The following is a 12,175-nucleotide window of genomic DNA, read 5'->3' as shown; positions in this document are numbered from 1 at the left end:
AAGGGGGCCGGAGGTGATCTGGTACGCGGCTCTGGTCCTGGCCGTGGCGGCCGAGCGGCTGGCCGAACTCGCCGTCGCCCGCCGCAACGCCCGCTGGAGCCGGGCGCGCGGCGGGGTGGAGTCGGGCCGGGGCCACTACCCGGTGATGACGCTGCTGCACACCGGCCTGCTGGCGGGCTGCCTCGGCGAAGTGCTGCTGGCGGGGCGCCCCTTCGTTCCCGCACTCGGCTGGACGATGCTCGCCGCCGTCGCCGGGGCGCAGGCGCTGCGGTGGTGGTGCATCGGCGCGCTGGGCCCGCGCTGGAACACCCGGGTGATCGTGGTCCCGGGCCTGCCGCGGGTCAGCGAGGGGCCGTACCGGTGGCTGCGGCACCCCAACTACGTGGCCGTGGCGGTCGAAGGGGCCGCCCTGCCGCTGGTGCACGGGGCCTGGATCACCGCGGCGGCCTTCACCGCCGGCAATGCCGTCCTGCTCGCGACCCGGATCGCCTGCGAGGACGCCGCCCTCGCGGCGGCCGCGCCCCCTCCGGGGGCGGCACCGGAGAAGGCCGTGACGGCGGACACCGGCGGGGGAGCGGCCGGGTGATCGATCTGCTGGTGGCGGGCGGGGGACCGGTCGGGCTCGCCGCCGCCGTGCACGCCGCGCTGGCCGGTCTGGAGACCGTGGTGATCGAGCCGCGCCCCGGCCCCGTCGACAAGGCCTGCGGCGAGGGGATCATGCCCGGCGGGGTGACATCGCTCCGGCGCCTCGGGGTGGATCCGCCCGGCCGGGAGCTGCGCGGCATCCGCTATGTCGACGGCCGCCGGTCGGCCGAGACCGCCTTCCGGGGGGCCGCCGGCCGGGGCGTACGGCGCACCGTCCTGCACTCAGCCCTGGCCGGGCGGGCGGCCGGGCTGGGCGTCCGGACCGTGGTGGGGACCGTGCGCGAGATCCGGCAGGGACCCGGCTGGGTGGACGCGGCCGGTCACCGGGCGCGCTGGATGATCGCGGCCGACGGCCTGCACTCCCCGGTCCGGCGGGCGCTCGGCCTCGGCCTGCCGGCGCGGGGCGGCACCCGTCGCTACGGCCTGCGTCGGCACTACGCGGTGGCCCCCTGGACGGACTTCGTGGAGGTCCACTGGTCGGGACTGGGGGAGGCGTATGTGACCCCGGTCGCCGACGACCTGGTCGGCGTCGCCGTCCTGAGCCCGGTCCGCTGCGACTACGCCACCCATCTCGCACGCTTCCCCCGGCTCGCCGCCGCGCTCCTCGGCGCACGCCCGGTGACGGGGGTGCGCGGTGCCGGACCCATGCGACAGCGGGTCCGGGGCCGCGTCGCGGGCCGGGTGCTGCTCGCCGGGGACGCTGCGGGGTACGTCGACGCGCTCACGGGGGAGGGCATCGCGCTCGGGCTGGCCTCGGCGGGCGCGGCGGTGCGCTGTGTGACGGCGGGGCGCCCGCAGGACTACGAGACGGCCTGGCGCCGGCTGTCGCTGCGGCACCGGCTCATGACGGGGGCGCTGGTGCGCGCCGGCGGCCGGGCGGGCACCGCACGGCTGATCGTCCCGGCGGCGGCCGGGCTGCCCGCGCTGTTCGGGGCCGTCGTGCACGCGCTGCAGTGACCGGCTGGGGCGACGTCCGGCGGGGTGCGCGTCACGAGCAGGTCCCCGGCCCTCGGCTCAGTCGACCGGGTCCCGGACGACGGCGTCGGCCGGCGGCACGTCCGCGCAGAGCCTCTCCCCGCACCACCGGACCGGCCCAACCGGCCTGCGGGTGAAAGTTATTGACAGACAGGGGTGTGCGTGGTGTAACTAACTTTCACCCCACGGCATCCGCGACGGCGAAGGGGTCCCCCATGACCACTTCCGTGCACGGGCCCGCCCAGGAGTCCGTCGGACGGCCCCGCTCCCGCCGTGCGCTGCTCGCGGGTGCGGCCGGAAACCTCATCGAGTGGTACGAGTTCGGCGTCTACGGATACTTCGCGACCGTCATCGCCGCCACCTTCTTCACCCCGGACGGCGGCAGCAGTCTCGAAGGGCTCGTCGCCACCTATGCGTCCTTCGCGCTGGCCTTCTTCTTCCGGCCGCTGGGGGCCGTGCTCTTCGGCCGGCTGGGCGACCGGATCGGCCGCCGTCCGGCGCTGGTGCTCGCCCTGCTGCTGATGACCGGCGCCACCACCCTGATCGGCCTCCTCCCCGACCGCGCCGCCATCGGCGCCGCCGCCCCCTGGCTCCTCACCCTGCTGCGGGTCCTGCAAGGGCTGTCCGCGGGCGGCGAGTTCGGCGGTGCGGTGTCGGTCCTGACGGAGTTCGCCCCGCCGGGCCGGCGCGGTCTGTACGGGGCCTGGCAGTCCTTCACCGTCGCGCTGGGGCTGCTGGCCGGGGCGGGGACCGCGGCGCTGACGGCGACCGTGCTCTCTCCGGCCGCCCTGCACGCGTGGGGCTGGCGGGTGCCGTTCCTGCTGGCCCTGCCCCTGGGCGTGGCCGCCCTCCGGCTGCGGCTGCGACTGGAGGAGACCCCCGCCTTCCAGCTGGCCCGCACGGCCTCCGCCACCGGGCGCGGCGGCACCGGGGCGGCACCCGCCGCGGCCGCGCCGCACCCCCGTCGACTCGCCGGAGCCGTCCTGCTCGGGGCCGGACGCACCATGGGCTGGGCCGCGGCCGGGTACACCTTCCTCGTCGTCCTCCCCGGCTATCTGCAGAGCACCCTGCACACCACCTTCCGTCAGGCCCTGGTCGCCACCGTCCTGGCCAACCTCGGCTTCGCGGCGGCCATCCTCCCGGCGGGGGCGCTCAGCGACCGGATCGGCCGGCGCGCGGTGATGACGACCGGTGCCGCGCTGGCGGTCGCCCTCGCCTTCCCGCTGCTGAACCTGCTCCAGGAAGCCGGGAGTTCGTCCCTGGCCAGGGGCGTCGCCGTGATCCTGGCCGGGGCCGTCGTCGGCCTCATGGCCGGCCCGGGACCGGCGATGCTCGCCGAGATGTTCCCGGTGACGGTCCGCTGCACCGGCCTCGGCCTGGCGTACGCGCTCGCCAACGCCGTGTTCTCCGGGTGCGCGGGACTCCTGGTCACCGAACTGATCAAGCGGACCGGGAACATCGACATCCCCGCCTACTACGTGGTCGTCACCTGCGCCGTCAGCGTGGCGGCGCTGCTCACCCTCCGCGGGGACGACCACCGCCGGCCCCTGCGCGGCGACCGGGCCGCCGGATGACCGGGGGACCGGCCCCGGCCCGGGTGATCGGGCTGATGTCGGGCACCTCCTGCGACGCGATCGACGCCGCGGCCGCCGAGCTGAGCTTCGACGGCGACACGCTCGTACTGACCCCGCTGGGCATGGTCAGCGACCGCTACTCCGATGAGCTGCGGGAGGCCCTGGCCGCGGCCCTGCCCCCGGCGGCGACCACACTCGCCGAGGTGTGCCGGCTCGACACCCTCATCGGCCGGGCGTTCGCCGGCGTAGCGGTCCGGGCCGACGCGGAACTGTGCGGCGGACGGGCCGGGCTGGTCGTCTCCCACGGTCAGACCGTCTACCACTGGGCCGAGGACGGCCGGGTGCACGGCACCCTCCAGCTCGGCCGGTCCGCCTGGATCGCCGAGGCCACCGGCTGTCCGGTGATCTCCGATCTGCGCGCCCGGGACGTGGCCGCCGGAGGCCAGGGCGCGCCGCTGGTGAGCGTCGTCGACACCCTGTGGCTCCGCGGGCGCCCCGGTGTCCCGGCCGCCCTGAACCTGGGCGGTATCGCCAACCTCACCGTGGTCCCGCCGGACCGGGACCCCGTCGCCTTCGACACCGGCCCCGCCAACGCCCTGCTCGACGCCGCGGTCCGCCATCTCACCGGAGGCCGCCAGGAGTTCGACGAGGACGGCGCACTGGCCGCCCGGGGCCGGGTCGACCCGGCGCTGCTGCACCGGCTGCTCGACGAGCCGTACTACGCCCGTCCGGCGCCCAAGACCACCGGCCGGGAGCTGTTCCACCTGCCGTATCTGCGGGCGGCGCTGGCCGGCCGCGGACCGCTCGCCCCCGAGGACGTCCTGGCCACCCTCACCCGGCTGACCGCCCGGACCGTCGCCGACGCCGTCCGGGCCGTGGGCGCGACCGAGGTGGTCGCCTCGGGCGGCGGTACCCGCAATCCGGTGCTGCTGGACACGGTCCGCGACGCACTCGACGGGGTGCCGCTGTGCACCTCCGACGACCTGGGCCTGCCGTCCGCCGCCAAGGAGGCCTATGCCTTCGCGGTCCTCGGTCAGTTGACGGTCCACGGCCTGGCGGGCACGGTGCCGTCCTGCACCGGTGCCCGCCGTGCCGCCGTCCTGGGCTCGGTCACCCCCGGCCGCCGCCCGCTCACCCTGCCGGCGCCCCGGGCGGCGGCGCCGGTCCGGCTGCGGATCACCGGGGCCCCGGGCGACGGCGGATCTGCGGCTGAAGGGCCGGCCAGTGATGGTCCGGCCAGTGATGGTCCGGGAGCCGGCTGACGGGCGGCCGTGCGCCACGACCGCCCGTCGCCCTGCCCCGGACCGGCGGCTCAGGTGGTCTGCGCCTGCTCGTAGAGGGTCTTGGCCTCGTCACCGAAGTACGGGCCGAACATCCGGTTCGGCAGGAAGGTGTAGCCGAAGCTGTTCACCGAGGCCTGCAGTCCGGTGCCCGCGGACTCGTTGAACGAGGTGAACCACGGACCGCCGCTCGAACCGCCGGTCATGTTGCAGCCCATGCCGTGGTCCTTGGAGAAGAGGAAGTCCTTGGAGGTGTTCCCGGCGCAGTAGGTGAGCTTGCTGCCGTCGTACGGCGCTGCGGCCGGGAAGCCGAAGGAGTACATGGCCTTGTTGTAGCCGCCGTTGAACTGGAGGCCCTGGGCGCCGACCACATCCGTGAGCTTCCTGCCGTCCAGCGGCCCGACCACCGCCGCGCCGACGTCGTAGTTGATGTCCTCACTGGCCACCCACTGCGGCGTGGACATGATCTTGGTTGCGGTCCAGGTGCCGTGCGGTGTCTGGCCGTCGTGATAGCCGGGTACGAACACCCAGTTGGTGTGCCAGCTGCCCTGGTACTTGACGCAGTGTCCGGCGGTGATGATCGTGCCGGCGTTCTTGCTGGTGACGGCGTTGCCGGAGCACGAGGCGGTGCGCCCCTGGAAGGTGAAGAACACCCGCCCCGACGTCTTGACCACGGCCCCGCTGCCCGTCCACGACCCCCCGGCCTGCGGGAACGCCTGGGCGCCGTGCGGGCGGTGGGTGGGGGCGACGGTCGTCGTCCGGCCGTGGCTCGCGGGTGCCCTGACGTCGCCGGGACGGACGCTGAGCAGGTCGAGCGGCCGGGCGTTCCGCATCCGCTCGGGGGTCCAGAAGGCCCGGACCTTCTCCTGCGCGGCGGGGGAGGCCGCGGCGGTGCGGGCGGTGGAGTCGACGGCTGGGGTGGCGGTGGCGGACTGCAGTCCTGTGGTGCACAGGGCGCCGACGGCCATCAGGATGCCGGCGGAGATACGGAAGGGACGTCTCACGCGTACTCCTTCTGCCGATCCCGCGCGGATGTCGCGCGCGGGCACTGTGGGGGCCGGGCCGCAAGGGTGTGCGGACCGGGCAGATGAGCGGTGCGGATGCGCCGTGCTGATCGGCGGGACCGGTGCGCGGTACCGAGAGGGGGGTGGGGACGCATGGCCGGGATGCGTGGCGCTGATCTCGCGAGCCGATGCGTGGTGCGTGGGGCAGAGTGCCACGGGAGCGCTGACTTGTCAGTGGCTTGTCAAACAGCTGGCCGAATGTCGCCCCCGGCTCCGGTGCGATCCCCCGATTCCCCTATGTTGGTGGCCGGTTCGTAGGGGGCTCGGGAACGCGACGGCGGTCCGGGGCCCTCCGGACACGGTGCACGTGACCGACGACCGGGGAGGCGGAACCGTTCCCGGAGAACCCACCGGACGGGATGGCATGACCGACGCGATGTTCCGCAGCTTCTCCTGCGCCGGTGACGGCGAGCTCCTCGACGGCGTGGAGAGCCGGCCGTCCGGCCCCGAGGCCCCGTCCACCGTGGTGCTCCTGCACGGCGCGGGGACGAGCGACAAGGCGCGCCTCACCGATCTGATGGCCGACTTCTCGGCCCGCGGGCACCGTGCACTCGCCTTCGACTTCTCGGGACACGGGAGCAGTTCGGGCACCCTGCCGGAGCTGAGTCTGCGACGCCGCTTCACCCAGGCGGAAACGGTGATCGGCCGACACGTCCCCGCCGGTCACGGCCTGGTGCTGATCGGCTTCAGCATGAGCGGTCAGACCGTCGCCGACCTGGCGCGGCACTACGGCCGCCGGGTGACCGCCATCGGCCTCTGTGCCCCCGCCGTGTACGCGAGGCGGGCCTGGTCCGTGCGGTTCGACGCGGGCTTCACCGGCATCATCCGGACCCCGGACAGCTGGCGGGACTCCACCGCCCTCGACACCTTCCGCACGTTCGCGGCCCGAGCGGTGCTGGCCGTGCCGACCGTCGACGCGGTGATCCCGCCGGCCGTGACCGGGGCCGTCGCCGAGGCGCTGGCCGCCCGGTCGCGGTTCACCCATCTGACGTTCCCCGACGCCGACCACCGGCTGGCGCTGTGGTTCCGGGACCATGCCGAGCACCGCCGCCGCTTCGTCGACGCGGTCCTGGCGCCGCGGGAGGACCCGGGTGTCGGTGACGCGGGCGGGCTCCGGGCGGCACCGCTCCGCCGACGGCCCGCGTCACCGGGCTGACGGGCCGCCCCGGACCGCGCCCTCCGGCTGTCGCGGACCGCGCCTTCCGACCGTCATGCGCCGCGCGGGCACCGCCCCTCCGGTCGTCACGCGCCGGTGCCGCCCTCCGGCCGTCAGCCGTCACGCAGGCCGGACCGGTGCCCCCGCACAACACCCGCTCGACGGCGGGGCGTTCCGGCACGTCACGCCCCGGAACGCCCCGCCGTCGGCGCCGTTCTCAGGCGGTGAGCTCGTCGCGGACCTCGCGGAAGGCCGCGACCGCGCGCCGGACGTCCTCGGTCGAGTGCGCGGCCGACAGCTGGACCCGGATGCGCGCCTTGCCCTGCGGAACCACCGGGTAGGAGAAGGCGATCACATAGATCCCCCGCTCCAGCAGGGCCGCCGCCATGCGCCCGGCCAGCGCGGCATCGCCGATCATGACCGGGGTGATGGGGTGCTCGCCGGGCAGGATGTCGAAGCCCGCGGCCGACATCTCGCTGCGGAACAGCTCGGTGTTCTCCCGCAGCCGCGCCCGGCGGTCGTCGGAGGCCGCCAGCAGGTCGAGCACCTTCAGCGAGGCGCCGACGATGGACGGGGCCAGCGAGTTGGAGAAGAGGTACGGGCGGGAGCGCTGCCGGAGCAGTTCCACGATCTCGGCCCGGGCGGCGACATAGCCGCCGCTGGCGCCGCCGAGCGCCTTGCCGAGGGTGCCGGTGATGACGTCCACCCGGTCGGTGACGCCGAAGAGCGCCGGGGTGCCGCGCCCGCCCTCGCCGGTGAAGCCGACGGCGTGCGAATCGTCCACCATGACGAGGGCGTTGTAACGGTCGGCGAGGTCGCAGATCTCGTCCAGCGGGGCGATGTACCCGTCCATGGAGAACACGCCGTCGGTGACGATCAGCTTGTGCCGGGCGTCACCGGCCTCCTTGAGGCAGCGCTCCAGGTCGGCCATGTCGCGGTTGCGGTAGCGGAACCGGGCGGCCTTGGAGAGCCGGATGCCGTCGATGATGCTCGCGTGGTTCAGCTCGTCGGAGATGACGCAGTCCTGCGCCGAGAGCAGCGTCTCGAACACTCCGCCGTTGGCGTCGAAGCAGGAGCTGTAGAGGATCGTGTCCTCCATGCCGAGGAACTGCGAGATCCGGGCCTCGAGTTCCTTGTGGGGCTCCTGCGTGCCGCAGATGAAGCGGACCGAGGCCATGCCGAAGCCCCAGTCGTCGAGCGCCTGCTTCGCGGCGGCGATGACCTCGGGGTGGTCGGCGAGGTCGAGGTAGTTGTTGGAACAGAAGTTGACGACCGTGCCGTCGCCGACGGTGATGCTCGCGGTCTGCGGGCTGGAGATGACGCGCTCGGGCTTGTACAGCCCGGCCTCACGGATCTGGTCCAGCTCGGCGCGCAGACTGTCGCGCATGCTGTCGAACACGGGGGGCTCCTCGGATGCGTGGTGGATGGCTGCTGGAGTCAGGTGAGGACGGGACGCGTCCAGTCGATGACGACCTTGCCGCACTGGCCGGAGCGTGCCGTCGCGAAGGCCTCCGCGTGCTGCTCGAAGCCGAACCGGTGGGTGATGAGCGGCGACAGGTCCAGGCCGCTCTGCAGCATGACGGACATGGCGTACCAGGTCTCGTACATCTCGCGGCCGTAGATGCCGCGCAGGGTCAGCATGCGGGTGACGACGGTCGCCATGTCGAGCGAGACCTGCTCGGCGGGCAGCCCCAGAATGGCGATGCGGCCGCCCGGGCTCATCGCGGCGACCATGTCGCCGAGGGCGTCGGCCCGGCCCGACATCTCCATGCCGATGTCGAAGCCCTCGCTCATGCCGAGCTCGGGCATGACGTCGGTGATGCGCGTGGCGCCCACGTTGACCGTGGTGGCCGGACACAGCTTGCGGACCAGGTCCAGCCGGTGGTCGCTGACGTCGGTGATCACCACATTGCGGGCCCCGGCGTGCCGGGCGACCGCGGCCGCCATCATCCCGATGGGACCGGCGCCGGTGATCAGCACGTCCTCGTTGAGCACGGGGAACGACAGGGCGGTGTGGACCGCGTTGCCGAACGGGTCGAAGATCGCGGCGATGTCCGGGTCCACCTCGTGCCGGTGCACCCAGACGTTGGACTCGGGGAGCTTCACGTACTCGGCGAAGGCGCCGTCGGTGTGCACGCCCAGGCCGATGGTGCGGATGCACAGGTGCCGCCGGCCGCCCATGCAGTTGCGGCACTTGCCGCACACCAGGTGGCCTTCGCCGCTGACGGTGTCGCCGGGCTTCACGTCCTTGACGGCGGAGCCGGTGCGGACCACCTCGCCGACGAATTCGTGGCCGAGTACCCGGGGGGCACTCACGGTGCGTGCCGCCCAGTCGTCCCAGCTGTCGATGTGCAGGTCCGTGCCGCAGATCCCGGTCCGGAGCACCTTGATCAGTACGTCCTCCGGACCCACCTCGGGAGTGGGCACGTCGGTGAGTGCCAGGCCGGGTCCGGCTGTCGTCTTCATCAGTGCTTTCACAAGTGCCTACTCTGCTGACCCGGCTCTGTGAAGTCCATCGCTAATATCTCAGGCATCCTGTGAAGGAGGCCTTCACAGCGCTCTGGGATGATGGACCCGTGATCGACCCCCGCAGACTCCGGGTGCTGCGCGCCCTCGCCGACCACGGCACCGTGACGGCGGCCGCGCAGGCCCTCTATCTGTCGCCGTCCGCGGTCTCTCAGCAGCTCGCCGCACTGGAGGCCGAGGTCGGCCACAGCCTGCTGGAGCGGCGCGGGCGGGCCGTCGGTCTGACGGCGACCGGCACGATTCTCGCCGCCCACGCGGGGCGGATCGCCGAACAGCTGGAGCGGGCCGAAGCCGATCTGGCCGCCGTGTCCGAGGGCGTCGCCGGGGAGGTGACGGTCGCGGCGTTCGCCACCGCGATCACCGAGGTGGTGACCCCGGCGGTGGCCGCCCTGCGGGACCGGGCCCCCGGGGTGCACATCCGCGTCCGGGACGCCGAGGGGCACGCCAGTCTGCGGCTGCTCGTGGACGGCGAGGCGGATGTCGCGGTGGCCGTGCAGCACCGGGACACCCTCGCTCCCGGCGAGGACCAGGTCCTGCGCCAGCCGCTCTACGCCGAGCCCTTCGACGTCGTGCTGCCGCCCGGCCACCCCGCGGGGCGCGCGTCGGAGATCGGGCTGGCCGCGCTCTCCGGCGACCCGTGGATCACCCCGTGGCCGGGGAACCCGGTCCACGACGTGGTCCTGCACGCCTGCGAGGAGGCGGGCTTCACCCCCCGCGTGGAGTGCGTGTCCGACGACTTCCGCGCCGTCTGCGCGCTGGTCGCGGTGGGGTCGGGGGTCGCGCTGGTGCCCCGGTCCGCGCTGCGTGGCATCGACCGCTACGGCGCGGTGGTCCGCCCGGTCGGCGGCCGCCCGCCGATACGCCGGGTGTTCACGGCCGTCCGCCGGGGCAGCGAGACCCATCCGCTGCTGGAACTCGCCCTGGCGGAGCTGCGGACCCAGGCCGAAGCCGGCTTCCGGGCCGACGAGGGCGGCTGATCCGCCGGGCGGTCACCCCGAGCGTTCGGCGATCAGGACCCCCAGGCCGTCCAGGATGCGCCGGAGCCCGAACTCCAGCGCCTGGTCGCGCTCCCCGGGCCCGGACACCGAGGCCAGTGCGGCGGTGAGGGCCGGGTAGTCCGCGCCGTGGTCCCGCATCAACGCGCCGAGCAGGGTGGCGAGCCGGGCCTCCGGAGCGCCGTCCGGCCCCGCGGCGCGCGCCTGCTGGGCGATGCCGCGGACGTGACCGGAGAGCAGCACGACCGCGTCCATCCGTTCGGCGCCGGTGAGACCGGTGCCGTCGAGCGCGGCGATCGCCCGTTCCATCCAGGCCAGTTCCCCGGGGCCCATGACCCGCGGGCCGACGGTGGCGTCCAACAGCCAGAGGTGCTCCCGGAAGACGGCGGCCAGTCCGTGGGCCCAGTCGCCGAGGCGCTCCCGCCAGCCGCTGTCCGGGCGGTCCGGTGGCGGCGCCGTGCCGATCGCGCTCTCCACCATCAGGGCGATCAGCTCCGCCTTGCCCGGCACATACCGGTAGAGCGACATCTTGGTGAAGTCGAGCAGCCCGGCGACCCGTTGCATCGACACCGCGGGCAGCCCCTCCCGGTCCGCGAGTTCCACTCCGGCGCGGGCGATGCGGTCCAGGCTGAGGGCCGGTTTCGGGCCCCGTGAGGGCTTCGGGCGGGGGCCCCAGAGCAGTCGTACGCCGTCGCTCAGGTCGTCGTTCATCCGCCGCTCCCGTCCCGGAGTCCTGTCGTCGGTGTTGCCTCGCCCAGAAACTGTGTCTACCGTACACAACAAGAATCAGTGTCCTTGGGACACAGTTATGGGGGAGTGGTGTGCATGAGGGGGACCGTTCTGATCTCCGGCGCGGGCATCGCCGGTCCGGCGCTGGCCCACTGGCTGGGCCGGTACGGATTCCGGCCCACGGTGGTCGAGGTGGCGCCCGCGCTGCGCGGCGGCGGGCAGGCCGTCGACTTCCGCGGCGCCACCCAGCTCACCGTGCTGGAACGCATGGGGGTGCTGCCCGCGCTGCGCCGCATCCGGACCGGCGGCAGCCCGCTGCGTTTCGTCGACGAGCGCGGCCGGCAACGGCTGCACCTCCCGGCCGAGTTCGCCGGAGGCGACCTCGAAGTGCTCCGCGGTGACCTGTCCCGGGAGCTGTACGAGCACAGCCTGCCGTCCACCGCCTACCTCTTCGGTGACACGATCACCGGCCTCGACGAGACCCCGGACGGGGTGGACGTCCGCTTCCGGCACGCCGCGCCGCGCCGGTTCGACCTGGTCATCGGGGCGGACGGGCTGCACTCCCGGGTGCGGCGGCTCGCCTTCGGGCCCGAGGAGCGGTACGTCCGGCACCTCGGCTACCACGCCGCCACCTGGCCGGTGCCCGACTGGCCGCACCCCGGCCCGGGGTCGGTCGGCCTCAACGTGCCGGGCCGGCTCGCCGGCGCCGGCGGCCATCACCGGGAGCCAGGGCGGGCCGGCGCCTTCGTCGTCTTCGCCGCGCCCCGGCTCGCCGAGCACCGGCACGACCCGGACCAGCAGAAGGCCCTGATCGCCGAGGCGTTCGCGGGCCTGGGGTGGGAGGTGCCGCGGCTCCTGGCCGCGCTGCGGGAGGCGCCCGAGCTGTACTTCGACTCGATCAGCCGGGTGGACATGGACACCTGGTCCACCGGGCGGATCTGTCTCGTCGGGGACGCGGCCTGCGGCGCCACCCTCGGCGGCATGGGGACCGGGACCGCCGTGGTGGCCGCCCATGTGCTGGCCGGTGAGCTCGCGCTGGCCGACGGCGACCACCGCACGGCCTTCACCCGGTACGAGAACCGGCTGCGCGACTACGCCCGGCGCTGCCAGGAGGGCGGCGACCGGGCCGGCCCCTTCCTAGGGCGTGTTTCGAAAGTAGCGTCGTCCGCCCGAAGGGCGGGGCCGGAGGTGTCCGGTGCGTGCGATCGCAAGGCGGAGGGAGGAGAGCGCA

At 74.1% G+C, this 12,175-nt stretch carries 11 protein-coding genes; 7 read left to right on the top strand and 4 right to left on the bottom strand.

Annotated elements, in window-relative coordinates; translation table 11 throughout:
* The first annotated feature begins 13 nt into the window (after window positions 1-13).
* The 4 genes from ABT112_RS27105 (at window position 14) to ABT112_RS27090 (ending at window position 4,456) form a co-directional block, all read left to right on the top strand.
* Window positions 14-586 carry an isoprenylcysteine carboxyl methyltransferase family protein gene (locus ABT112_RS27105; RefSeq protein WP_351513887.1) on the top strand — a complete coding sequence of 191 codons (573 nt, stop codon included), beginning with the start codon at window positions 14-16 and terminating at the stop codon, window positions 584-586.
* On the top strand, window positions 583-1,602 hold the full coding sequence (locus tag ABT112_RS27100; RefSeq protein WP_351513885.1) for an NAD(P)/FAD-dependent oxidoreductase: 1,020 nt from the start codon (window positions 583-585) through the stop codon (window positions 1,600-1,602). The genes ABT112_RS27105 and ABT112_RS27100 overlap by 4 nt, the downstream gene beginning before the upstream one ends.
* A 233-nt stretch (window positions 1,603-1,835) precedes the next feature.
* Window positions 1,836-3,194, top strand: a complete 1,359-nt coding sequence (locus ABT112_RS27095; RefSeq protein ID WP_351513883.1) for an MFS transporter — start codon at window positions 1,836-1,838, stop codon at window positions 3,192-3,194.
* The gene (locus ABT112_RS27090) at window positions 3,191-4,456 is read left to right on the top strand and encodes an anhydro-N-acetylmuramic acid kinase (protein WP_351513881.1); all 1,266 of its coding nucleotides are present in this window, start codon (window positions 3,191-3,193) and stop codon (window positions 4,454-4,456) included. Before ABT112_RS27095 ends, ABT112_RS27090 begins: the two co-directional genes overlap by 4 nt.
* 50 nt (window positions 4,457-4,506) lie before the next feature.
* Here ABT112_RS27090 and ABT112_RS27085 read toward each other — a convergent pair whose 3' ends face one another.
* Window positions 4,507-5,442: a trypsin-like serine peptidase gene (locus ABT112_RS27085; RefSeq protein WP_351513939.1), complete on the bottom strand. Its 936-nt coding sequence runs from the start codon at window positions 5,440-5,442 to the stop codon at window positions 4,507-4,509.
* Window positions 5,443-5,902: 460 nt separating this feature from the next.
* On the opposite strand from ABT112_RS27085, the gene ABT112_RS27080 reads away from it, so the two are divergent.
* The gene (locus tag ABT112_RS27080) at window positions 5,903-6,694 is read left to right on the top strand and encodes an alpha/beta fold hydrolase (protein ID WP_351513879.1); all 792 of its coding nucleotides are present in this window, start codon (window positions 5,903-5,905) and stop codon (window positions 6,692-6,694) included.
* Window positions 6,695-6,911: 217 nt separating this feature from the next.
* Here the strand turns inward: ABT112_RS27080 and ABT112_RS27075 are convergent, their stop codons facing one another.
* Together ABT112_RS27075 and tdh are read right to left on the bottom strand one after the other, a co-directional pair.
* Complete coding sequence (locus ABT112_RS27075; RefSeq protein WP_351513877.1) at window positions 6,912-8,093, bottom strand: glycine C-acetyltransferase; 1,182 nt, start codon at window positions 8,091-8,093, stop codon at window positions 6,912-6,914.
* Window positions 8,094-8,131: 38 nt separating this feature from the next.
* Complete coding sequence (gene tdh, locus ABT112_RS27070) at window positions 8,132-9,172, bottom strand: L-threonine 3-dehydrogenase (RefSeq protein ID WP_351513875.1); 1,041 nt, start codon at window positions 9,170-9,172, stop codon at window positions 8,132-8,134.
* 98 nt (window positions 9,173-9,270) lie between these two features.
* On the opposite strand from tdh, the gene ABT112_RS27065 reads away from it, so the two are divergent.
* Window positions 9,271-10,197 carry a LysR family transcriptional regulator gene (locus ABT112_RS27065; protein ID WP_351513873.1) on the top strand — a complete coding sequence of 309 codons (927 nt, stop codon included), beginning with the start codon at window positions 9,271-9,273 and terminating at the stop codon, window positions 10,195-10,197.
* A gap of 12 nt (window positions 10,198-10,209) precedes the next feature.
* Here the strand turns inward: ABT112_RS27065 and ABT112_RS27060 are convergent, their stop codons facing one another.
* Window positions 10,210-10,926, bottom strand: a complete 717-nt coding sequence (locus ABT112_RS27060) for a TetR/AcrR family transcriptional regulator (RefSeq protein ID WP_351513871.1) — start codon at window positions 10,924-10,926, stop codon at window positions 10,210-10,212.
* Window positions 10,927-11,040: 114 nt separating this feature from the next.
* Here ABT112_RS27060 and ABT112_RS27055 point away from each other — a divergent pair.
* On the top strand, window positions 11,041-12,175 hold a 1,135-nt coding region (locus tag ABT112_RS27055; RefSeq protein ID WP_351513869.1), incomplete at its 3' end, for an FAD-dependent monooxygenase.

Origin of the sequence: Streptomyces sp. NPDC002055, assembly GCF_040296705.1 — a bacterium.
Lineage (GTDB): Bacteria > Actinomycetota > Actinomycetes > Streptomycetales > Streptomycetaceae > Streptomyces.
The sequence above is the reverse complement of the archived record's forward strand: the minus strand, read 5'-3'. Positions and strand labels throughout refer to the sequence as shown.

Coding starts and splice junctions, on each gene's coding strand:
- ABT112_RS27095 (WP_351513883.1), top strand. CDS start 1,836: ATGACCACTTCCGTGCACGGGCCCGCCCAGGAGTCCGTCGGACGGCCC.
- ABT112_RS27080 (WP_351513879.1), top strand. CDS start 5,903: ATGACCGACGCGATGTTCCGCAGCTTCTCCTGCGCCGGTGACGGCGAG.
- ABT112_RS27060 (WP_351513871.1), bottom strand. CDS start 10,926: ATGAACGACGACCTGAGCGACGGCGTACGACTGCTCTGGGGCCCCCGC.
- ABT112_RS27085 (WP_351513939.1), bottom strand. CDS start 5,442: ATGGCCGTCGGCGCCCTGTGCACCACAGGACTGCAGTCCGCCACCGCC.
- ABT112_RS27090 (WP_351513881.1), top strand. CDS start 3,191: ATGACCGGGGGACCGGCCCCGGCCCGGGTGATCGGGCTGATGTCGGGC.